Annotated in this window: 20 protein-coding genes; 9 read left to right on the top strand and 11 right to left on the bottom strand. The window is 62.8% G+C overall.

Annotated features, from left to right (window positions below; translation table 11 throughout):
- Window positions 1-161 precede the first annotated feature (161 nt).
- Window positions 162-872: a helix-turn-helix transcriptional regulator gene (locus tag G522_RS0100805; RefSeq protein ID WP_036837537.1), complete on the bottom strand. Its 711-nt coding sequence runs from the start codon at window positions 870-872 to the stop codon at window positions 162-164.
- Window positions 873-1,588: 716 nt separating this feature from the next.
- Here G522_RS0100805 and G522_RS0100810 point away from each other — a divergent pair.
- The 5 genes from G522_RS0100810 to G522_RS0100830 all read left to right on the top strand — a co-directional run bounded on the left by G522_RS0100810 (window position 1,589) and on the right by G522_RS0100830 (window position 8,654).
- The gene (locus tag G522_RS0100810) at window positions 1,589-2,974 is read left to right on the top strand and encodes a M20/M25/M40 family metallo-hydrolase (protein ID WP_026789425.1); all 1,386 of its coding nucleotides are present in this window, start codon (window positions 1,589-1,591) and stop codon (window positions 2,972-2,974) included.
- A gap of 142 nt (window positions 2,975-3,116) precedes the next feature.
- Entirely contained in the window at window positions 3,117-4,139 is a 1,023-nt protein-coding gene (locus tag G522_RS0100815) for a LacI family DNA-binding transcriptional regulator (protein ID WP_036837540.1), read from the top strand.
- A 47-nt stretch (window positions 4,140-4,186) separates the two neighbouring features.
- A complete protein-coding gene (gene xylB, locus G522_RS0100820; protein ID WP_026789427.1) occupies window positions 4,187-5,650 on the top strand; it encodes a xylulokinase in 1,464 nt (487 codons plus the stop codon).
- Window positions 5,651-5,690: 40 nt separating this feature from the next.
- Entirely contained in the window at window positions 5,691-7,007 is a 1,317-nt protein-coding gene (xylA, locus tag G522_RS0100825) for a xylose isomerase (RefSeq protein WP_026789428.1), read from the top strand.
- Window positions 7,008-7,169: 162 nt separating this feature from the next.
- On the top strand, window positions 7,170-8,654 hold the full coding sequence (locus G522_RS0100830; protein ID WP_026789429.1) for a C13 family peptidase: 1,485 nt from the start codon (window positions 7,170-7,172) through the stop codon (window positions 8,652-8,654).
- Between the two features lie 38 nt (window positions 8,655-8,692).
- On the opposite strand, the gene G522_RS24950 is transcribed toward G522_RS0100830, so the two are convergent.
- Window positions 8,693-9,286 carry a DUF1131 family protein gene (locus tag G522_RS24950; protein WP_051227979.1) on the bottom strand — a complete coding sequence of 198 codons (594 nt, stop codon included), beginning with the start codon at window positions 9,284-9,286 and terminating at the stop codon, window positions 8,693-8,695.
- 253 nt (window positions 9,287-9,539) lie between these two features.
- Between G522_RS24950 and G522_RS0100840 the strand changes: the two genes are divergently transcribed.
- On the top strand, window positions 9,540-10,787 hold the full coding sequence (locus G522_RS0100840; RefSeq protein WP_026789430.1) for a D-amino acid dehydrogenase: 1,248 nt from the start codon (window positions 9,540-9,542) through the stop codon (window positions 10,785-10,787).
- A gap of 120 nt (window positions 10,788-10,907) precedes the next feature.
- Window positions 10,908-11,831: a carbohydrate kinase family protein gene (locus tag G522_RS0100845; RefSeq protein WP_026789431.1), complete on the top strand. Its 924-nt coding sequence runs from the start codon at window positions 10,908-10,910 to the stop codon at window positions 11,829-11,831.
- A gap of 17 nt (window positions 11,832-11,848) precedes the next feature.
- Here the strand turns inward: G522_RS0100845 and G522_RS0100850 are convergent, their stop codons facing one another.
- The 8 genes from G522_RS0100850 to G522_RS0100885 form a co-directional block, all read right to left on the bottom strand.
- On the bottom strand, window positions 11,849-12,868 hold the full coding sequence (locus G522_RS0100850; RefSeq protein WP_026789432.1) for a LacI family DNA-binding transcriptional regulator: 1,020 nt from the start codon (window positions 12,866-12,868) through the stop codon (window positions 11,849-11,851).
- Between the two features lie 154 nt (window positions 12,869-13,022).
- Window positions 13,023-13,454 (bottom strand): L-fucose mutarotase, encoded by a 432-nt coding sequence (fucU, locus tag G522_RS0100855; protein WP_026789433.1) that lies wholly within the window; start codon window positions 13,452-13,454, stop codon window positions 13,023-13,025.
- Entirely contained in the window at window positions 13,448-14,977 is a 1,530-nt protein-coding gene (locus G522_RS0100860) for a sugar ABC transporter ATP-binding protein (RefSeq protein WP_169453447.1), read from the bottom strand. Before G522_RS0100860 ends, fucU begins: the two co-directional genes overlap by 7 nt.
- Window positions 14,978-15,034: 57 nt before the next feature.
- Window positions 15,035-15,973, bottom strand: coding sequence for a sugar-binding protein (locus tag G522_RS0100865; protein WP_026789435.1), 939 nt, complete (start codon window positions 15,971-15,973; stop codon window positions 15,035-15,037).
- Between the two features lie 83 nt (window positions 15,974-16,056).
- The gene (locus tag G522_RS0100870) at window positions 16,057-17,073 is read right to left on the bottom strand and encodes an ABC transporter permease (protein WP_084632635.1); all 1,017 of its coding nucleotides are present in this window, start codon (window positions 17,071-17,073) and stop codon (window positions 16,057-16,059) included.
- A gap of 225 nt (window positions 17,074-17,298) precedes the next feature.
- Window positions 17,299-18,303 (bottom strand): substrate-binding domain-containing protein, encoded by a 1,005-nt coding sequence (locus tag G522_RS0100875; protein WP_026789437.1) that lies wholly within the window; start codon window positions 18,301-18,303, stop codon window positions 17,299-17,301.
- Between the two features lie 30 nt (window positions 18,304-18,333).
- Complete coding sequence (locus tag G522_RS0100880) at window positions 18,334-19,296, bottom strand: ABC transporter permease (RefSeq protein ID WP_026789438.1); 963 nt, start codon at window positions 19,294-19,296, stop codon at window positions 18,334-18,336.
- 21 nt (window positions 19,297-19,317) lie between these two features.
- Window positions 19,318-20,814, bottom strand: a complete 1,497-nt coding sequence (locus tag G522_RS0100885) for a sugar ABC transporter ATP-binding protein (protein WP_026789439.1) — start codon at window positions 20,812-20,814, stop codon at window positions 19,318-19,320.
- A gap of 543 nt (window positions 20,815-21,357) precedes the next feature.
- Between G522_RS0100885 and G522_RS0100890 the strand changes: the two genes are divergently transcribed.
- Complete coding sequence (locus G522_RS0100890; protein WP_026789440.1) at window positions 21,358-22,287, top strand: carbohydrate kinase family protein; 930 nt, start codon at window positions 21,358-21,360, stop codon at window positions 22,285-22,287.
- 97 nt (window positions 22,288-22,384) lie between these two features.
- Entirely contained in the window at window positions 22,385-22,693 is a 309-nt protein-coding gene (locus tag G522_RS0100895; protein ID WP_026789441.1) for a PilZ domain-containing protein, read from the top strand.
- 36 nt (window positions 22,694-22,729) lie between these two features.
- On the opposite strand, the gene G522_RS0100900 is transcribed toward G522_RS0100895, so the two are convergent.
- Window positions 22,730-23,116: a winged helix-turn-helix transcriptional regulator gene (locus G522_RS0100900; RefSeq protein ID WP_084632636.1), complete on the bottom strand. Its 387-nt coding sequence runs from the start codon at window positions 23,114-23,116 to the stop codon at window positions 22,730-22,732.
- Window positions 23,117-23,140 lie beyond the last annotated feature (24 nt).

Raw genomic sequence — 23,140 nt, forward strand, 5'->3', positions numbered from 1 at the left:
ATCCTTCCCGGTGGGCTCGGCGAACCTCAACCTGTTCTACCCCGGTCAATGGCTGTGTCTCAACGCCATCTATGGGCGGAGGAGACTTTTCATTGACTAAAGAGAAGAAAGGCCCGCTGGCGAGCCAACGGGCCTTGCAAAATCAAAATCGCCAAACACCGTCAGCCGGCAAGCGAGATTTGTCCGTAGCGTAATGCCTCGACAACCGCCTGCGTTTTGTTGCCGGCGTCGAGCTTCTCGCCGGCGTTCTGAAGGTGAGCATGCACCGTTCGCTGCGAGATGTTGAGATTCTCGGCAATATCTTGCGCCGTCATGCCGAGCGCCGTCAGTTCGAGGACTCGTCTTTCGCGAGCCGACAAGTCGCCGGGGCGGGAATCCACCAAGTAGCCAAGCGCCCTCAGGCGCCGGAACGCTTGGTTGCAAAGGAAGTCGAAGGCGACGAGATCGAGCTCGGTCAGCGACAGAGCCTCCCCAAGGCCGATAACAGCCGCCTGGTAGGGCGTGATGGAGGTAATCGGCACCGCCACGATACGTGCCGAAGCCTCTGGGCCGGCGGCGGCAACCAGATCGGAATGCCCTGAAATGCTGACCCCGTCGATCAGACAGGGTCGGTGAGCGACGCGGCAACGCTCCAAAACCGGGTCGCCCTTGCTGATCGTGATGAGCTGCCCGCGTTCGGATCGGATGTCAGGCCAGCGGATATGGAGAACCAAGGGTTCGACGGGCCGTCCCGGCATCGGCAAGCCGGAGATGAGCACATGACTGGCGCCATGTCCCATGAGACGGCGCTCGATAACCTCAAAAATCTTGTTTGCACTGGAATATGTGCGAAGACCGACTGCGTCAGCGAGGATATCGTCCGGCGTGTTCATGATTTCGACCCTGCCTCCAGCCCACCCGAAAGGTCGTCAGTTCGGGAATGTGTTTGCATGCTAAAGCTGCTTTTCGCATGAAAAACGCACAACCAACCGAATAGGTTCCTTCTAGAGCACATTCGGAGCCAGATAAAGGCTTTGGTGGCCGAAGCGGACAATATCCAACGAATTGATATGCCCTTCGTTTTCAAAAACTCCATTCACCGCCCATTTATCCTATTTATGCTTCTGCATAAACTTTGTTCTTTGGCTGGATGAGGCGCAATTAAGACAGTTTTTCCGGAATCTTTTCGAGTATCAACTTGCGAATTGAAATTTATCAGTAGAGTATATGAGAAAAATTATATGTATTTAGCTGGAAACAAACTTGAGAATTGGCATGTAGGCCTCTTTCGATTGTCCGGCTGAAATTCTTCCATCTTGGTCTGACAGCAGCCACCGCCCCTGATTACAATTTAGAGTTCTACCACTCTGAATTTCATTGCCTGACAGTCTGGTAAAACATGCCGGGCCAAAAATTTTGACAATGGTTCGGGCCTGCCATGCCGCGCCAATTGCATGTATCGACCTTTCGCTATGTATTATACATGAGTAACAACATGAACTTTGCATCGAGCTACGTGACCCGCTTTCACACACCCGCAGCCGCTTCCTTTGGGCTCGTCGCATCGACCGGGATTGGATTATAAGGGGCACCTTATCTGGAGACCCCAATGTCCGTTCATGCTGTTCTTTCCCGCGTCGACGCCGACTTTCCCAAGAGCCTCGATCGACTGTTCGACTTCCTGCGCATTCCCTCGATCTCGGCCGACCCGGCTTACAAGGATGAGTGCGGCCGGGCCGCGGCCTGGCTGGCTGGCGAACTGAGCGCGCTGGGTTTTGACGCCTCGGTGCGGCCGACACCGAAACATCCCATGGTGGTCGGCCACTATACGAAGGCCGGCCCGGACAAGCCCCACGTGCTGTTCTACGCCCATTACGACGTCCAGCCCGTCGACCCGCTGGATCTCTGGGACTCTCCGCCCTTCGAGCCGGTGGTGAAGAAACTGGCCGACGGCAGCGAGCGCATCCTTGCTCGTGGCGCGCAGGACGACAAAGGCCAGTTGATGACCTTTCTCGAGGCATGCCGGGCTTTGATCGCCGAGACGGGCAAGCTGCCGGTCAACGTCACGTTCTTCTCCGAAGGCGAAGAGGAATCCGGATCGCCCTCGATGATCCCTTTCCTCGAAGCCAACCGCGAAGAACTGTCCGTCGACGTGGCACTCGTCTGCGACACCGAAATGTGGGATCGCAAGACCCCGGCCGTGACCACCATGTTGCGCGGCCTCGTCGGTGAGGAGATCTCGCTGCGCTGCGCCAGTCATGATCTTCATTCCGGCGCCTTTGGCGGCGCGGCGCTCAATCCACTGCACGTGCTGACGAAGATTCTCGGCGACCTGCACGACGATCGGGGACGCGTCACCGTTCCCGGTTTCTACGATGGTGTTGCTGATATTTCACCTGAGCTCCGGGCCAACTGGGACAATTTGGGCTTTGATTCCGCAGCCTTCCTGAGTGGTGCCGGGCTGACGACGGCGGCCGGCGAGGTCGATCGAACGGTGCTCGAAAAGATCTGGTCGCGGCCCACTTGCGAGATCAACGGCCTCGCTGGCGGTTATGCCGGCCCCGGCTTCAAGACGGTGCTGCCAGCCAGTGCCGAAGCCAAAGTGTCGTTCCGCCTCGTCGCCGGCCAGGACCCGCAGAAGATTCGGACTGCCTTTCGTCAGTATGTGACGGATCGGCTGCCGCCGGACGCCAAGGTGGAGTTCCGTGAGCATGGTGGCAGCCCAGCCGTCCATCTCGCCATCGACGGCGAAGCGATGGGCAAGGCGCGAGCCGCGCTTCAGGCGGAATGGGGCAAGGCGCCGGCCTTGGTCGGCTCAGGCGGCTCCATTCCGGTGGTTGGCCATTTCAAGTCCATCCTCGGCATGGACAGCCTGATGATCGGCTTTGGGCTTGACGACGACCGCATCCATTCGCCGAACGAGAAATATGAAGTGTCGAGCTACCACGGCGGCATCCGCTCCTGGGTCCGCATCCTCGACGCCCTTTCCAACTGAAACCAGAAAGCGGCGCCGGCGGAGTTAAGCCGGCGTCGCCGTTTTCACCGGATGAGTGTTTGAACCAGCCTATTGCGCATTGACGATGGAATTGCATAGCCTTATTGAGTGAAAGAAATCATTTGTAAGGCTGGACCCCTCAATGAAGATCACCCTGCGGACTGTTGCTGAGGCGGCTGGCGTCAGCGTAGCGACAGTGGATCGCGTGCTGAACAGGCGCGACGGCGTGCGTTCGGTGACCATTGAAAAGGTCGAAAGTGCCATCCGTCAGCTTGGATACGCGCCATCGAGCCTCGCCGGCCGCGTCCAACCCGGCACCAGCCGCTTCGCATTCGTTCTACCGCGCGGCCATAATCCGTTCTTCGAAGCGCTTGAAACATCGATCCAGCGCTTGGGCGACTGGCTGCCCTATAAGGGCGCCAGTTTCGATATCCGCCACGTTGATGTGTTCGACGGTGAGGTGCTCGCGGAAGCGCTGAGGGAAATACGGCAAGAAGATTATGCGGGCGTCGCCGTTGCCGCGCTTGACCATCCCGCCGTGCGCGAAGCGATCAACGCACTGAAGACCGACGGCGTTGCCGTGGTGACGTTGGTGTCGGACGTTCCGAGTTCCCGCCGCGATCGCTTCATCGGTATCGACAACACCGCTGCCGGCCGCACCGCCGGCTCGCTGATCGGCCGCTTCCTGCCGAACCAGACCGGCAAGGTAGCCTTGGTGGCCGGCTCGCTGGCGCTGCGCGATCACGCCGAGCGTCGCTTCGGTTTCGAACAGGTGATCGCCCAGGACTTTCCCGCCGTCCACGTCATCGCGCTCCGCGAAGGACGCGACGACCCGGCCCGCGTTCACAAGCTGGTCGAGGATCTGCTGCGCCAGCACACCGATCTTGCCGGCATCTATAACGCCGGCGCCGGCAATGCAGGCGTCATCTCGGCCCTGGAAGCGAGCGGCCGGGCACGCGAGATCGTCTACATCGCCCATGAGCTCATCGAGGAGAACCGCGAAGCGCTGGTGAGAGGGACCATCGACGCGGTGATCAATCAAGATCCCGGTCATGAAGTGCGCTCAGCAGCCCGCGTGCTGATGTCGCTGACATCGGACTGGCAGATCATCGACGATCAGGAGCGGATCCGCATCGACATCTTTCTGCGCGACAATCTGCTGTAGCCCTGGGCCTGGAAAAAGCCAGATCTTAAGTACACTGGGAGGAGACCATGACCACCTACCTCGGCCTCGACATCGGCACATCGTCGGTGAAGGCTGTTCTCGTCGGCGACGGCGAGAAGATCATCGCCACGGCCTCGGCCTCGCTCGAAGTCACGCGGCCGCATGCCGGCTGGTCGGAGCAGGAGGGCGACAGCTGGATCGCTGCCACGCAAAGCGCCATCGATCAGTTGAAGATCAGCCATCCGAAGGAGCTCTCGGTGGTGGCTGGCATCGGTCTTTCCGGCCAAATGCACGGCGCGACGCTCCTGGATAAGGCCGACAAGCCGCTCCGCCCCGCCATTCTTTGGAACGATGTGCGCTCGGCTGCCGAATGCGGCGAGCTGGAAGCGCGCTGCCCTGAGCTGCGCGCCATTGCCGGCAACATCGCCATGCCCGGCTTCACTGCGCCCAAACTTGCCTGGGTGAAGAAGCACGAGCCGGAGATTTTCGCCAAGACCGCCAAGGTGTTGCTGCCGAAAGACTACGTCCGCCTCTGGCTGACCGGCGACTACGTGTCCGACATGTCGGACGCCGCCGGCACACTGTGGCTTGACGTCGGCAAACGCGCCTGGTCGAAGGAGTTGCTGGCCGCCACCGATCTGACGCTCGATCACATGCCGCGCCTCGTCGAGGGCACCGAGTCCTCCGGTGCACTGCGCGCCGAACTGGTGTCTCGCTGGTCCCTCGCCAAGGCGCCGGTGGTGGCCGGTGGCGGTGGCGACAACGCGGCGAGTGCCGTCGGTATGGGCGCCGTCAAACCGGGCGCCGCCTTCGCCTCGCTCGGCACCTCCGGCGTGCTGTTCGTCTCCAATGCTTCCTTCTCGCCCAATACCGAGGGCGCCGTGCACGCCTTCTGCCATGCCGTTCCCGGCACCTGGCACCAGATGGGCGTGATCCTGTCGGCCACCGACAGCCTGCAGTGGCTGTCGCACCTCCTGGAGACGCCGGCACCGGAGCTGACCAAGGGGCTCGATCCGAAGCCGGCCAAGCCGTCGCCGGTTACCTTCCTGCCCTATCTCTCGGGCGAGCGTACGCCGCACAACGATGCTGCCGCCCGAGGTGTGTTCGTCGGGCTGAGCCACACCTCCGGCCGCGCAGAGCTGACGCAGGCGGTCCTGGAAGGCGTCGCCTTCGCCTTCCGCGATTGCCTGCGCGTCCTCAACGACGCCGGCACCGACATTGACCGCGCCTTCGCGGTCGGTGGCGGCTCGCGCTCGGAAGCCTGGCTGCAGATCATGGCGGCGGTGCTCGACCGGCCGCTCGACATCACCGCCGAGGGTGACTACGGCGGAGGCTTCGGCGCCGCCCGTCTGGGCCGCATCGCCGCCACCGGCGACGATCCCTTCGAGACGCTGACCCCGCCGCCGGTCGCCCGCACCGTCGAGCCGGACAAATCGCTCGTCGCTGCCTATGCCGACCGCTACGCCAAGTATCGCGCGCTCTATCCGGCCGTTCGCGACGCGCTCGCCTGACCTTTTCGCCTACAACAGAGTTCAAAAAAAGAGGAAAGACATGACCCATCCGTTCTGGGGCAACATCAAGCCCGTCAAGTATGAGGGGCCGGAAAGCCGCAACCTGCTTGCCTTCCGTTACTACAACAAGGACCAGGTCGTTCTCGGCAAGCGCATGGAGGATCATCTGCGCTTTGCCGTCGCCTACTGGCATTCCTTCGCCTGGGGTGGCGGCGATCCGTTCGGCAACGGCACGTTCCTGCGTCCGTGGTTCAACGGTTCCGACGAGCTGGAGCTCGCCAAGGTCAAGGCCGACGTCGCCTTCGACCTGTTCCAGCTGCTGGGCGTGCCCTTCTACTGCTTCCACGACCGCGACGTGGCGCCGGAAGGCAAGACGCTCGCCGAGTCCAACAAGAATGTCCGCGCCATTGCCGACATCTTCGCCAGGAAGCAGGAAGAGACCGGCATCAACCTCCTGTGGGGTACGGCCAACCTGTTCTCCAACCGCCGCTTCATGGCCGGTGCCGCGTCCAACCCCGATCCGGACGTGTTCGCCTACTCGGCGGCGCAGGTGAAGAACGTCTTCGACATCACCAAGGAACTCGGCGGTCAGAACTACGTGCTGTGGGGCGGCCGCGAGGGCTATGAGACCCTGCTCAACACCGACCTCAAGCAGGAGCAGGACCAGCTCGGCCGCTTCCTGACCATGGTCGTCGACTACAAGCACAAGATCGGCTTTAAGGGCGCCATCCTGATCGAGCCAAAGCCGAAGGAGCCGTCCAAGCACCAGTACGACTTCGACGTTGCCACGGTGTATTCCTTCCTGAAGGCCTACGGGCTCGAGAAGGAAGTCAAGGTCAACATCGAGCAGAACCACGCCATCCTGGCCGGCCACACCTTCGAGCACGAGCTGGGGATGGCCGCTGCTCTCGGCATCTTCGGTTCGGTCGACCTCAACCGCGGTGACGACCGTCTCGGCTGGGACACCGACCAGTTCGGCATGAACGTGCCCGAGCTGACGCTGGCCATGTTGGAGATCATCAAGGCGGGTGGCTTCACCACCGGCGGCCTCAACTTCGACGCCAAGGTTCGTCGCCAGTCAATCGATCCGGAAGATCTGGTCATCGCCCATGCCGCGTCGATGGACGCCGCTGCCAAGGCCCTGCTCAACGCCGCCGCCATCATCGAGGACGGCCGCCTCGCCAAGAACCTCGAAGCGCGCTACGCGGGCTGGAAGGGCGCCGAGGGCCAGGCCATTCTTGCCGGCAAGCGCTCGCTCGAAGACCTCGCGGATTACGTTGCCAAGAACAACATCAATCCGGAACCGAAGAGCGGCAAGCAGGAGCAGCTGGAAGCCATCGTCAATCAGTTCTGCTGATCGACGGTCGACATAGAAAAGAGTGCGGCCGGGTTGTTAAACCCGGCCGTTCTTATCAGCACACATGACAGGTCATATTTTACCATATCAATCACTATTGGTTGCATATTCCCGCACGGCTCGCCTACTTCGTTTCAACTCAGGATATGAAACCGGTTGGAAATGGCTATTTTCCGTGCAGTTCTGCGCTGTCTTTCGTTTCGCAGATTTGATCCGTATGATGTTCCGGCCAGTCCGTACGCGGTCTTGGTTGGCTTCTTTGCGCTTATCCTGACCAACCTTTTCGGCCAGTGGGTGATATCGCAAGCAAACTGGAGCTTTGATGAGTATGGGCTCACCGCGCTCGTTGCGACCCACGCTCTCTACTTTATCCTCGCTTTGGTGTTATTTGTCGGCCCCAACTATCTCTCCATGATAGCAGTTTCGTCATGGGCATTCAGTGTCGTGCATGTTGTCTCCAACATAGTTCTTCTTATTTCTTTAGGCCTACTTGCATGGACCGAGCACCTGAACACAGGAACATATTGGCTCACGTTAATTTCAATAGCGCTAGTTTCGATGGTCTGGGGTCTAGCTGTCCCAATGATCGTCTTGCGATCTTATGACCCCTTCCACTGGCGCCGCCCCATACTCGCAACACTTGGCTTTCTTGCACTCGACCTTGCCTCTCCGTTCGTTATTCGGTTCGAGCCGGCTTTCTATTCCGATGTGTTTGCCATCGCAGCACCCCGAACCGTCTGGGCGCGGCTTGATGATTGGCTGTCTCCGGATAATGAAGGGACTAACCCAGACGTAGATCCAGCGATCGCGCAAGCGGCTGAGGAAGCCTGGTATCGTTCGGAGTGGGAGCAAGCGTCGGTCGTGAGCGACAGTCTTGCTCGAATCGCGCCGACCGACCCCAGCAAGCCGACCGTGTTTTCGATCTCTGTCGGCGGCATGTCGGAAGCGGTCTTCGATCGGGAGAGCGGTTCAGCGGCTGCCATCATGGACAAGCTGTTTCACATCGGGCCACATGCCATTCGGCTGGTCAACGACCAAAACTCGATCAACACGCCTGTGGCAACGCTTCAAACACTTGCCCGATCAATCGATACAATCGGTACCCGGATGAATCCCGAGCGTGATGCATTAGTCTTGTTCATCACGTCTCACGGTGGCACGACAGGCGTCTCCTTGAGCGGGCCACATGCACATCAAAGCACAATTCGTCCACTCGATCTGAGATTCGCACTCGATCGGGCCGGTATCAAGAACCGTATCATCATTGTTTCGGCCTGCCACTCAGGCGTATTCGTTCCGTTATTTTCAGATGAGCGGTCTGCCGTGTTTACAGCGTCCTCAACTGAGAATGTCTCGTTCGGCTGCAACGACACCAACGACTGGACTTATTTTGGCAGTGCCTTTTTCCAACACGGTCTTCTTGAGAAGCGCAATTTGATAGGCGCATTCGTCAGAGCACGTGAGTTGGTGTGGGACTGGGAAACCAAATCCCAAACCCATTCCAACCCTCAGGCACATGTTGGCAGCGTCATTGCTGCCCAGTTTCCAGAGATATTAGGCGACCTCGCCGATCTGAAGCCGTTTGCTCCAGAGTCGAGGGAGAATGGTCAAGCGAACACTTCCCCAGCGGCTAGTGTCAGCAATTAGCCCACCGGCCTCGACGGCGGCCGCGACAAGGATTCTGTTCACCCCACCTGCGGCACCCAGATGATGCGCTGCAATGTAGCGCTGGCCAGCGTGGCATCGTCGGGCAAGCCGCCGGCCGAGATGTAGCCGGGTATGGCAAAGACGAAGGTGACATTGGGCGCGCCGCGCGCCGTGCAGATCGGCATGGCGAGCCAATTGCCCTGCCCTTCCCGGCAGGACGCGCGATCCATGTGCGTCTCGCGGAATGTCATGCCGATGCGTTCGCCATTGGGGCCGGAGAGGTTCTCCGACACGCCGTGAACGGCGCCGATCCGCCCGCCCTGCCCCGGCAGCACCTGCAACACTTGTAGCCCATCCCGAAACAGAGCCAGTGCGGCGACGCTCTCGCTCTGCTCGGTCGCCATGGTCACCGGCGAGACGACATAGCCGGGCTCCAACGACTCGATGGCCTTCTTCGAAAAGGCAGTGTCTGGCGGCAGCCCCGGCACACCGGCGGTCGTGATGTGGAGAGTGGAAGCGGCGCGCGGCGGCGGCGGCGTGAAGTCCGAGTCGGAGCTGAGGAGGGAGCAGCCCGCAAGGGCCGCCGACATCAGAACGCCGGACAGGCGCAGGAGGTCACGAATGTGAATCATGCCCCTCGATAGCACAGGCGCCTCACCGAATGAAGCGATGGGCCAGTTGGAGGGCGTCCAATCGGGATCGCCCTTTCCTGCAACCCTCCCAAGCGCCTGCCGCGGCCTTTTTCATGTGGACCCCGTCGGGTCGTCTTCCTAGAGTTCGAGGCATGCATTGGACGGCCTTGCACGAAACCAGAGACGCCACAGAAGATGGCGATTTCGGCCGTCGTCCATCCCGCATGGAGACTTGTGAAGCAGGGATATTCACATGAGAATTGCAGTTCTCGGCGCCGGCGTTGTCGGCACCACCACCGCCTATTATCTTGCCAAGGCTGGCCACGAGGTCACCGTCTACGATCGCCAGTCCGGTCCGGCGCTTGAAACCAGCTTTGCCAATGCCGGCGAAATTTCGCCCGGCTACTCCACGCCCTGGGCCGCGCCGGGTATTCCGCTCAAGGCGCTGAAATGGCTGTTCATGCAGCACGCGCCGCTCATTCTTCGGCCGACGCTGGATCGCTACGCGCTGCCCTGGATGCTGTCGCTGCTCGCCAACTGCACATCGGCCGCCTACGTGCGCAACAAGGGTCGCATGCTGCGCATTGCCGGCTATTCGCGCGAATGTCTGATCGCCCTGCGCGAGGAGACCGGCATCGCCTATGATCATCGCTCGCAGGGTACGGTGCAGCTGTTCCGAACCCAGAAACAGCTCGACCACGCGGATCGGGATACCGAGGTGCTCGCCAGCGATGGTGTGCCGTTCGAACTGCTCGATCGCGACGGCGTCGCCCGTGCCGAACCGGCGCTCGCCGCCGTCAAAGACAGTTTCGTTGGTGGACTGCGCCTGCCGCTCGACGAGACGGGGGATTGCTATCTCTTCACCAACGCGCTGGCGAAGATTGCGGAGGGGCTGGGCGTTCGGTTTCGCTATGACGTCTCGATTTCGCGGATTGAGACGGGCAGCGGCACGGTGAGTGGTGTCGTCACTTCCGAAGGCAAGATCACAGCCGACCACTATGTGCTGGCGCTCGGCTCCTGGTCGCCTGTGCTTGGCCGGGCGATCGGTCTGCGGCTTCCGGTCTATCCGGTCAAGGGCTACTCGCTGACCGCCCCCATCACCAACGAGACACGCGCGCCGGTCTCCACCGTGCTCGACGAAACCTACAAGGTGGCGCTCACACGGCTAGGCGACCGCCTGCGTGTCGGCGGCATGGCGGAAATCAGCGGCTATAACAATGATCTGCCGCCTAGACAGCGCGATACGCTGGAATATGTCGCCGATAGTCTGTTCCCCTGTGGCGATCTCAAGGCGGCCAGCTACTGGTCGGGCCTCAGGCCGATGACGCCGGACGGCACGCCGATCATCGGCGCCACGCGCTATGGCAATCTCTCGCTCAACACCGGCCATGGCACGCTCGGCTGGACGATGGCCTGCGGCTCGGCCCGGGCGCTCTCCGATCTGATTTCCGGTCGCAAGCCAGACATCGACACGACCGACCTGTCGATCGCCCGTTATTGAGCTGCCAAGCGATTGCCAACACGATCAGAAGTACTCCCCATGCCCATCGGAGAGATTGAAGGCGCCCCAACGATTGGCTAGCACTGAAACCGAGGCGTCCAGAATCTCGGGGGGAATCACATGTTACTGGCCTGCGGCGATGCGCTGATCGATTTCGTGCCTGTGAAGGCGGCCGACGGCCGGGACGCCTACGTGCCGGCCGTCGGCGGCTCCTGCCTCAACATCGCCGTCGCCATGTCGCGCCTCGGCGCCCTCACCGGCTTTGTCGGCGGCCTCTCCAACGACATGTTCGGCACCATGATCGCCGAGCACATGACCGCCTCCGGCGTATCGCTGCGCTACGCTCGCCACTCCGATGACGAGACCACGCTGGCCTTCGTCCGCTTCGTGAACAACGAACCGCACTACGCCTTCTACGACGAGACCACCGCCGCACGCCTGTGGACCTATCGTCCCGACAGCATTCCCTTCCCGGCCATCGAAGCGCTGCACGTCGGCTCCACCACGCTGATCAACGAGCCGGTGGCCTCGCAGTATCTCGCCCTGTTCAAGGCGGCCAAGGGCAAGACGACGCTGTCCTTCGATCCCAACTGTCGGCCGACGCTGACCCGCGACAAGGCCGCCTATACGGCGCGCATGGCCGAGTTCGCCAAGACCGCCGATATCGTCCGCATGTCCGACATGGATTTCGACTTCCTGTTCGGCGGCAGTGATTTCGAGGGCAAGGCCAAGGACATCCTGGCCGGCGGAGCGGCCTTGTTCATCGTCACGCGTGGCGGCGACGGCGTCATTGCCTGGCACCCGACGGCCGGCCGGGTCGAGGTTGCCGCGCCCGCCGTCAAAGTGGTCGACACCATCGGTGCTGGCGACACGTTCCAGGGCTCGTTCCTGGTGGCGCTCAAGGAAGCCGGACGAATTGCACGGCCGGCGCTGGAAGCCATCAGCCGCGACGAACTCACCGCCGCCCTCGCCTTCGGCACCCGTTGCGCTGCCATCACCTGCTCGCGGGCCGGCGCCAACCCGCCGTGGCGGAAGGAAATCTAGGCGAGGCTTGGCGAGACTTAGGTGGCCGAGGGATTGCATCCGCAGGATTGACGGATCACCAGCGTCGGCTTCAGGCGGACGGTCTGCGGCTTCAGCAGATCGCCATTCTGGTCGGCGGCAATGCGGCGAACCAGAAGTTCGGCCGCCTTGCGGCCGATTTCCTCGACCGGTTGGGCGATGACGGTGAGGCGCGGCTCGAAGCAGTCGGCCCATTCGAAATCGTCGAAGCCAACAAGCGCGATATCTTCAGGTACGCGCATACCGATGGCGCGGATCGCCCGCATGACACCGATCATCGACATGTTGTTGCCGACGGCGAGCGCCGACGGCCGGTCCGGTCGCGACAAGAGTTCAGTGGCCGCCGCCGCCGCGCCAACGATGCTGTCGCCGGCGCGGATCAGGGTCTCGTCGAAGGAGAGGCCGCGTTCGGAGATCGCCGCGCGGAACCCTTCCGTGCGCTCGATGGCCGTGGCAAAGCCCGGCTGGCCGGAGATGAAGCCGATGCGCTGGTGACCGTGGTCGGCGAGATGGCCGACCACCATGCCCATGGCATGCTTGTTCTGGATGCCGACACGATCGAACTTCGACGACGTCAGCCGGTCGACCAGTACGCAGGGAATCTTGTTGGTCTCGATGTAATTCAGCGTCTCGCTGTCGCCGGTCTCAGATGGGGCCAGGATGATGCCGTCGACGCGCCGGAGGTGCTGCGCCTTGACGACGCGCAGCTCATGCTCGGGATTGTCGTGGGTGTCTGAGAGGAACACCATCAGTCCGAGGCGCGTGCATTCGCGCTCTATGGCGCCGATGATATCGCCGAAATAGGGGTTGGATATGGTGGAAACGGCGATACCGACGCTATTGGTCGTCGAGACGGCCAGGGCGCGGGCGATGCCGTTGGGCGTGTAGCCGACGGCGGCGATCGCCTCCTGTACGCGCCGCGCCGTTTCGGCGCTGACCTTCCGCGTGCCATTGACGACATGCGATACCGTCGAGGTCGAAACCGCGGCATGGCGCGCGACGTCGAAAATGGTAGCCACCGTCAAACCTCTCTTTCACCCGGCACAGGAACCGGCGCGGCAACGATTCCTCCGCCGCCACATGGGCCGATCTTCGCCCATGCGCTTTGTCGCCTCAAGGGCTTATACCGGACAACACCACGCTGTCCGCCCTTGATGAGGAGTTGGCCGGCGTTCAAACCGGCGTCACACCTTTTTTCAGGAGGATGTTGCCGTATTTGCGCGTTTCTCCCGTGGCGATGATGGCGAAGGCCTGGCGCGCGCGTTCGTAGAAGGCGAAGCGTTCCATGAAGACGATCGGGGCCGCCGTCGGCGCGTGGCGGGCAATGGCTGCGCGGCAATCGGCAAGCAGGTCGGGGTCCATGCTGTCGCCGGGCACCGGATCGACCATGACCAGGGGATCGGCAACATAGGTGTCGATTTCAAGGAGCGGCAGGATGCCGTCGAGCAGCGCCGTCACACCGATGCCGGCGGCACTCAGCACCGTGGCATTCGACGAGAAGGACGGGAAATGCGCATCGGCCAGCACGATCTCATCGCCGTGCCCCATGCGGTCGAGAACCGACAGAAGCGGTCCGTTGACCACCGGGGAAATACCTTTCAGCATGATTGTCCTCTCAGCTTGCGTCCTGCCGCCGCCGTCTGGTCGAGCGCGGCAAGCGCCATGATCTGTTCTTCGTCGGCATCCGCGCCTTGCAGTTCGCCCACCAGACGGCCATCGCGCATCACCAGGATGCGATTGGAGATGGTGATCACCTCCGGCAGGTCGGAGGAGACGACGATGATGGCAAGGCCGGCGGCGGCCAGTTCGCGCAGGAAGGCGTAGATCTGCGCCTTGCTGCCGACGTCGACGCCGCGCGTCGGCTCGTCGACGATCAGCACGCGCGGATTGGTGGCCAGCCATTTGGCGAGAACCACCTTCTGCTGGTTGCCACCCGAGAGATTGCCGACCTTTGCTTCGACATTGGGCGTCTTGATGCGCAGCCGCCGGACATAGCTGTCGACGAGCCGGCGTTCGGCGGCAAAATCTACAAAGCCGACGCGGGCCTTCTGGCCGAGGGCGGCGAGCGCCAGATTGTCGGACACCGATAGACCGAGCACCAGGCCCTGGCGTTTTCTATCCTCGGGCAGCAGAGCGATGCCCTTGGCGATGGCCGTAGCGGCGCGATCGATGGTCACCGGCTGGCCGTCGATGCGAATTTCGCCCGTCTCCGGTGGTGGCGAACCGAACAGTCCCAGCATGACCTCGGAGCGGCCAGCGCCCACAAGGCCGGCAAAACCGACGATCTCGCCGGCCCGCACATGGAAGGAGATGTCGCGATAGGATGGCTGGCGTGTCAGACCGCTCACTTCCAGCACCACCGGCTTTTCGGGATCAGCGGCCGGACTGCGGCCGACATTGGAGAGATCGCGCCCCACCATCAGGCGCACCACCTCTTCCGGGCTGGTGTCGGCGAGCGCCATGGTGCGCACGTGATGGCCGTCGCGCAGGATGGTGATGGCATCGCACACCGAGAAGATCTCGGGCATGCGGTGGGAGATGTAGAGCATGGTGACGCCGACCGCCTTGAGGTCGGCCATCACCTTGAACAGGAAGGCGGTTTCGGCGTCCGACAGGCTGGACGTCGGCTCATCTAGAATCAGCAGGCGCGGGTTGTGGATCAGCGCCTTGCAGATTTCGATCAGCTGCTGCTGAGCGATGGACAGATCGCCGACCCGCCTGTTGATGTCGATATCGACGCTCATGCGGGCAAGCGCCTCGCGGGCCAGGCGCCGTTGGTAGGGGCGATCGAGAAAGACCACGCCGCGCGGAGGCTCGATGCCGAGGCAGATGTTCTCAGCCACCGTCATGTTGGGGGCAAGGTTGAGTTCCTGAAAGACGATGCCGATGCCCTTCTCGCGGGCTTGCCGGGTGCCGCTCAGGTGGATCTCCTCGCCATCGAGCAGCAAGCGGCCGCCATTGGGCTGCTGAACGCCGGCGATGATCTGCATCAGCGTCGACTTGCCGGCACCGTTTTCGCCGACGATGGCGTGGATCCGACCCGCCTCGATCTCGAAACTGACGTTTTCCAGCGCCTTGACGCCGGGAAAGGTCCTGCTGACGGCATCGATGGCGAGAAGCGCGGGCATGGCATTTTCCATCCGGAGAATTGGGGCGGCGACGGCTGGGTCGCCGCCCATCGGGAGTTACTTCAGGAACGTGTCGACGTTGGCCGAGGTGACGAGGTCGACGCCGGTGTCGACCACTACCGGCACGGCCGCCTTCTCGGAGAGCTTCTTCAGGATATCCATCGACTCAGTGCCCATGGCGTAGGGGCGCTGGCCGATCAGAGCCGTGGCATAGCCGTCTTTCAGAAGCTTCAGCTGCGAGGTGACGGTGTCGTAAGAGACGATGACCAGCTTGCCCGCCTTGATGTCGTCATGCCGGCTGGCAAGCGCCCGCGAGAAGGCTTCATAGGCATACATCGGCCAGCCGCCGGAGATGAAGATGCCCTTGAGGTCGGGGTTCTTCACCAGGAGGTCCTGGATGATCTGGATGGCCCGGTTGGAGTCGTCGTCACAGGGGAAGGGTGAACCCGACACCTCGGTGAAGGCCGGCGTCAGGGCCGACTTGAAGCCGGCGATACGGTCGTTGAGGTTGGCGGCGGCGAGGCCACCGGTGATGATGGCATACTTGCCACCCTCGGGCAGCGCGCCGACGAAGGCCTTGCCGCCTTCTGCACCACCCTGGACGTTGTTGGTGCCGACGAACAGCGCCCGCTCGGATTTCGGCGCGTCGCTGTCGAAGGTGATGACCGGAATGCCCTTGGCCTTGGCAGCGGCAATCACCGGGGCGATCGAGGCGGCGTTGTTGGGGGCGATGGCCAGCCCGTCGACGCCCTTGGTGATCAAGTCGCGGATGACGCGGGCCTGTTCGGCCTCGTCGGCCTGCGGCGAGCCGGTGAACAGGCACTCGACGCCGAGCTTCTTGGCCGCGTCCTCACAGCCCTTCTCGACTTCGGCGTAGAAGGGATGGCCGATCAGCTTGGGAACCATGGCGAAGGTCTTGCCGGCGGCATTGGCCGCGCCGGCGAAGGATAGGCTGACGGCGAGAACCGCGGCCGTCGAAAGCAGAAGCTTCTTCATGTCATTTCCTCCTTGTTGTCTGCCCCGACACCTGCCGGGCAGTTTGTCCGAGCGGGACGCCCCACGACGGGCCGCTCTCTCCCTCACTTGCGTCTCCACACGCCCTTGCGGAGCTGATCGATGAAGACGGCGATGATGATGACGAGGCCGACGAAAATGCCCTGCGAGTAGGCGTCGGTGCCGATGAGCACGAGGCCGTTGCGCAGAATTTCCAGGATGATGGCCCCGAAGAAGACGCCGAGGATGGTGCCCTCGCCGCCCATGAGGTTGGTGCCGCCGATGACCGCCGCGGCGATGACGTTGAGTTCCTTGCCGGTGCCCTGGTTGGCGATCGCCGACGACAGGTAGCTAACCTCGACAAGACCGGCGAGGCCGGCGAACAGCGCCGACAGCACATAGACGGCGATCTTCATGCGGTCGACGTCGATGCCGGACAGGCGGGCGGCGGTCTCGTTGCCGCCGATGGCGTAGAGGCGGCGACCGAAGATGGTGCGGTCGAGCAGCACCCACATGACGATCGAGAGCACCGCAAACAGCACGAAGGGTGTCGGCACGCCGAGGATGGAGCCGCCACCGAGCTCGAAGAAGCTGTCGCCGATGGGGCGGAATTCGTCGATGGAGCGGCCGCGGGTGATCATCAGCGCCGTGGCGCGGGCGATGCTCATGGTGGCGAGCGTCGGCACGAAGGGCGGCATGCGCAGCAGCGTGATGCAGAGACCGTTGAACAGGCCGAACAGGGCGGCGAGCGACAGCCCGCCGGCAATGGCCACCGGAGTTGGCAGGCCGTAACCCATCAGCGCGGCCGAGGCGACGGCAGTGACGCCCCAGATGGAGCCGACCGACAGGTCGATGCCGCCGATGATCAGCACCAGCGCCTCGCCCAGCACGGCGATGCCGACGAAAGACATGTTGCGGGCGTTGTTGGAGACGTTGTCGGCACTGAGAAAGCTGGGCGCCAGGATCGCCAGCACCGCCACCATGATGACGATGGCGAGCGCGATGCCGGTTTCGCGCGAGCGCAGGATCGAGCGGATAAAGCGACCGCCGACCGAGCCCTCGGCGGAGATGTCGACCTTGGCGTCGGTGTGGACGTCGTTCATCGATTTCGGGTCCTTGATCTCTAGAGAATTTCCGGTGAAAGCCGGTTCACCGGAAATTCTCTAGCTCTTTGTTTTCACGCAAATACTGACGCAAAACCGCGGTACACTTTTGCTGGATTTGCTCTAGGAAAAGGGCCCGCCGACCCGAGGGAGAGGAGCGATGCCGGCGGGCCTGCCGGGGAGACAGTCGCGTTGCCGCGCCTCTCCCCGGTTATCGCGTGGTGGTCACTTGCACTCGGGATCGTCGCCGAATCCCTTGCAGAAGAACTGCGTGGCGTTGTCCTTGGTGACCATGTTTGAGGGGATCTCGATCTCCATGGTACCGTCGGGGTGCTTGGTCATCTTGCCGAGCTTGTCGAGGGCGGCGGTGTCGCCGGTCACCAGGGCATGGGCGGCAATCACGCCTTCCGGAGCCACCGTCGAGTAGGTGAAGGTGGCGGCGAAATCGCCCTTGGCCACGGCGCGGATGGCGCGGTTCTCGCCGTCGATGCCGATGATCAGGATGCCTTCCTTGTCGCGGCCGGCCGCCTTGATGGCCTTGAGGGCGCCGAAGGCCATGTTGTCGTTATGGGCGTAGACGGCCTGGATCTCGCCGGGTCCGAAGCGCTGCAGCGTGTCTTCCATGAACTTGAGGGCCTTTTCCTCGTCCCAGTCGGCATGCTGCTCGGCGATGATTTTGATCTCCGAGCCGGCGATAGCCTCGTGGAAGCCCTCGGAGCGTTCGACGGCCGGCGCCACCGCCGGATCGCCCTTGATCTCGACGACATTGCCCTTGCCGCCGAGCGCCTTGACGACATACTGGCCGGCCAGCGCGCCGATCGGCTTGTTGTGCGGGCCGATGTGTAGCGTGACGGGAACACCCTCGATGGAGCGCTCCAGCGTCACCACCTTGATGCCCTGCTTCAGCGCGTCCTTGATGATCGGCGTCACGGCAGCCGAGTCCTGCGGCGAGATCATCAGCGCCTGGATGCCCTGTACCTCGAGGCTCTCGATGTCGGTGATCTGCTTGGCCGACTTGCCCTCGGCATTGGTGACGATGAGGGTGGTGTCCTTGAAGTTCTCGGCCGCGTAGGCCTTGTTGCGCTCGGTCATGGTATTGCGGTGGGCCGAGTTGGACGCCGCCTGCGAGAAGCCGATGACGACCTTGTCGGCGGCCAGCGCCGAACCGGCGAAGGCGGTGGTGGCGAGCAGCAGGGCGAGCGTGGCGCCGATGGTCTTGATCCTATTCATGTCACTGTTCCTCCTTGGGTTTCGCGCCGATCAGGCGCGCCTCCGCCGCCCTGCCTCCAACAGGACTGCGAATACGATGATCAGGCCCTTCACCACCTGCTGGGAGAATGGTGAGACGCCTGCGAGATTGAGGATGTTGGCCAGGATGGCGAGCACCATGGCGCCGCCGATGGTGCCGGCGATGCCGCCTTCGCCACCGAACAGGCTGGTGCCGCCGATGACGGCGATGGTAATCGCCTCGAGTTCCAGGCCAACACCGGAGTTGGGGTCGCCGACCGAAAGGCGCGACAGGAAGATGAGGGCCGACAGCGAGGCGAGGCCGGCCGAAATCAGGTAGACTGAGAAGGTGACGAGGCCGACGTTGATACCGGCAAGGCGAGCGGCCTCGGGCGAGGAGCCGACGGCGTAGATGGCTCGTCCGAAGGGCGAGAGGCGCAGCACGACGAAGGCGATGACGCAGACCAGCGCGAACACCCAGATCGGCGTCGGAACGCCCAGGATGAAGCCGCCGCCCAGGAAGAAGAACTCGTCGCCGCGTGGCCCGAGGTTGACGGTAGAACCGTCGGCGATCATCAGCGCGATGCCACGCGTCATCACCATGGAACCGAGCGTCATGATGAAGGGGGGCACTTGGCCGATGACGATGCCGAGGCCGTTGATGACGCCGATCAACAGGCCACCCCCTACCCCGATCAGGCAGGCGAGAAGGATGGGATAGCCCATGCCCATCAGCGTCGCCGCCACCACGCCGACGAAACCGACGATGGAGCTGATCGACAGGTCGATGCCGGCCGTCAGCAGGATGAAGGTCATGCCGACACCGAGGATGCCGTAGAGAGCGACCTGCCTCAGCACGTTCAGCACGTTGATCGGGTTGAGGAAATGCGGCGAGATCAGGCTGGCCGCGACGATCAGGACGACAAGGGCAATGATAAGGCCGAAGCCGCGTGGCAGGTTGCGGAACGTCGGGCGGGAAGCAGTGGTGGCTGACATTTTAAGGCCTCTCGGCTCGGCTCAGTTGTGGGTGGCGTAGCGCATGACTTCCTCTTCGGAGGTCTGACGCGCGTCGAGTTCGGCGGTGATCCGGCCTTCGCGCATCACGTAGACGCGGTCGCAAAGGTTGAGGATTTCCGGCAGTTCGGAACTGGCGATGACGATGGCCAGCTGTCGGCTGTCGCTCAGCTCGAACAGCAGGTCGTAGATCTCGCGCTTGGCGCCGACGTCGACGCCGCGCGTCGGCTCGTCGGCCAGCATGATGGTGCATTCGGCGCCGACGAGGCGGCCGATGACGCATTTCTGCTGGTTGCCACCGGAAAGGTTCTGCACGGCAGCGCGAGCGTTAGGCGTCTTGACGCGCAGCCGGCGAATGATGGTGTCGACAAGGGCGCTCTCCTTGACACGCGACAGCAGCGGCCCGGCCATCAGATGCTTCAGCGAGGAGATGGTGATGTTGAAGCCGACCGACTGCTTGAGGAACAGGCCGGCCACCTTGCGGTCTTCCGGCACCAGGCCGAGGCCATGAGCAAGGCCGTCGCGCGGAGAGACGAGATGGACGGCTTTGCCGTTGAGCGTCAGCGCGCCGCGCGAAGCGCGGTCGGCACCGAACAGGCCCTTCAGTGTCTCGGTGCGTCCGGCGCCGGCAAGGCCGAACAGGCCGACGATTTCACCCCGGCGGACGTAGAGGTCGGCATCCTTGACCAAGCCACCGGCCGACAGGCCCGATACGCGCAGCGCCTCTTCGCCGATCTTCGGCACGCGCTTGGGGAAGATGTCGCCGACTTCACGGCCGACCATGTGGCGGATCAGCGTTTCGCTGTCGATCTCGCTGGTCCGGCACTGGTGGACCACCTCGCCGTCGCGCATCACCGTCACGGTCTCGGCGATGTCGAACACTTCGACGAGGCGGTGGGAGATGTAGACGAAGGCGACGCCGTCCTCGGCCGACAGCTTGCGAATGATGGCGAACAGTTGGGCGATTTCCGAGGCGGCGAGCACCGCCGACGGCTCGTCGAGGACGATGATACGGGCATTGCGGGTCAGCGCCCTGGCGATCTCCACCATCTGGCGCTTGGCCACCGACAGCGTGTCGATGCGGGCGGCGGGGTCGATGTCGAACCCCAGCCGTTCCAGCACGGCGGCGGTCTGCCGGCGCGCCTCGGCCCAATCGACCAGCCCGCCGGCACGGCGCGGCAGGCGGCCGAGCAAGACATTCTCAGCCACCGATAGGTGCGGCGCCTGCGCCATTTCCTGATAGATGACGGCGACGCCCTTGCCGATCATGGTGGCGGGGGTGGGATTGTCGATGGCTTCGCCGAACACGCTGATCTTGCCCTGATCGGCGCTATAAGCCCCCGAAAGAACCTTCATCAGCGTCGACTTGCCCGCGCCGTTTTCGCCGACAAGGGCGCGTATCTCGCCGGCTTCAAGCGAAAAGCTGACCTGCTTCAGGGCTTTGACGCCTGGAAAGGACTTGGTGATGCCTTGCAGTGCCAGGGCGGTTGATTCAGGCATGCGTGTCGGCTCCTGCTGTCGACGGTGGGCCGCCGGCCGGTTGGATCGGGCATGAAGGGGCATGGCCGGGACCGCTCCCACGCCTATGCCGGTCTGGCCCGGACGAGCCCCCGCCATCGGCGGCCTGTCAGGCGCCGCTGGGTTCGGGCTCTTTGAAATTGAAGTGACGCGGCGACTGAAACTGGGTGGCGATACGATGCTCTACCAAAACAGAAGAGCACCGCCATTCGGCCCGGTGATTCAATCCGCTCGGCGAATACCTAGCCGCTCGTCGATAAATTGAAGTCGGTCACAGGACTCTCCCTCTTCTCCGCCAACCCAGCCCAGGCTCCGAAAGCCGGGAACCCTCAAGACGACGATTGAATTCCTCCCAATCATCGCCTCCCCTAGGTCGACCATGGGCGCAAAATAGCATAAGCAAGCGCTTGCGCAAGCGCTTTCCTGAATGATATTCTTTTGGCTAAGGGAGCATTGTAAAAATTCGCGGTAACCGGCAATTGCCGCTTGAGCGACAAAGCGTCGGTCAATCTCGGGGGGAATCACATGTTACTGGCCTGCGGCGATGCGCTGATCGATTTCGTGCCTGTGAAGGCGGCCGACGGCCGGGACGCCTACGTGCCGGCGGTCGGCGGCTCCTGCCTCAACATCGCCGTCGCCATGTCGCGCCTCGGCGCCCCCACCGGCTTCGTCGGCGGCATTGCCAACGACATGTTCGGAGCGATGATCGCCGACCATCTCGGCGCCTCCGGCGTATCGCTGCGCTACGTTCGCCACTCCGATGACGAGACCACGCTGGCCTTCGTCCGCTTCGTGAACAACGAGCCGCATTACGCCTTCTATGACGAGACGACTGCGGCGCGCCTGTGGACCTATCGTCCCGACAGCATCCCCTTCCCGGCCATCGAGGCGCTGCATGTCGGCTCCACCACGCTGATCAACGAGCCGGTGGCCTCCGAGTATCTCACCCTGTTCAAGGCGGCCAAGGGCAAGACGACCTTGTCGTTCGACCCCAACTGCCGGCCGACGCTGACCCGTGACAAGACCGCCTATACGGCGCGCATGGCCGAGTTCGCCCGGGCGGCCGATATCGTCCGCATGTCCGACATGGACTTCGACTTCCTGTTCGGCGGCAACGACTTCGACGGCAAGGCCAAGCAAATCCTGGCCGATGGCGCGGCGCTGTTCATCGTCACGCGCGGCGGCGATGGCGTCACCGCTTGGCATCCGACGGCCGGCCGCGTCGAGGTTCCCGCTCCGAAGGTCAAGGTGGTCGACACCATCGGTGCCGGCGATACCTTCCAGGGCTCGTTCCTGGTGGCGCTCAAGGAAGCGGGGCGGATCGCAAGGCCGGCGCTCGAAAGCATCAGCCGCGATGAACTCGCCACCTCCCTCGCCTTCGGCACCCGATGCGCCGCCATCACCTGCTCACGCGCCGGCGCCAACCCGCCCTGGCGGAAAGAGCTCCTGGGATAGTTGGTTTAGCCTGTCGCGAGACCAACGACGGTATGTGAACTTCGGCAAATCTTAACTTGTCACTGCCAAGATTCCCGCGACAGGTGGGACATGTGCGATGTCGGTTGAACAGAGAAGCGGAGTAAGGCGGCGAACGCTCAGGGCAGCGAAAATCGTCTACGGCGACTATCGCTATATCGTCGACTGCGTCGTGCGCGACACCAGTACCGGTGGCATGCGCGTGCGCTGCGAGCACTCCCGCGAGATTCCGCAAGACTTCTTCATTTTCGACCCGACGGAGCAATCGTTACGCCGGGCCGAAGTGATGTGGCGACGCGAAAATGAGCTCGGCCTGCAGTTCACAGGCGAGCCCATCTTTATTCACGAGAGCCATGATCCCCGGCACGCCCGCTTCCGCTTCATGTAACGGCATCCGCCTGCGGTCAGCGACTGGCCAGGGTTTTCAGTGCTTGCCGGCCTCGGAAGCCGGAGCGTAGGCCTTCGCCCAGTCGTGCAGCGCATCTCCCACCGGACGGAGCGCCTTGCCGGCTTCCGACAGCTCATACTCAACGCGCGGCGGCGCCTGCTCGTAATCGTGACGGACGATGAGGCCGGACTTTTCAAGATCGCGCAGTTGTGCGGCCAGCATGTGCTGGGTCACACCAGGAATGCCTCGCCTCAGCTCGTTGAAGCGCTTCGGCCCTTCCGACAGAAGGCACATGATCTCGCCCTTCCACTTGCCGGTGATGGCCTTGAGACCGCGCTGAACGACCGTAAGGTATTCCTGCAGCTCGACCGAACAATTGAGCCGGCCCGATGCCGCTGGCTCAGATCCTAGGTCGAAAGACATCGCACTCTCCAAATAACGCTAAAA

This window comes from Pleomorphomonas oryzae DSM 16300 (genome assembly GCF_000422965.1).
Taxonomy (GTDB): domain Bacteria; phylum Pseudomonadota; class Alphaproteobacteria; order Rhizobiales; family Pleomorphomonadaceae; genus Pleomorphomonas; species Pleomorphomonas oryzae.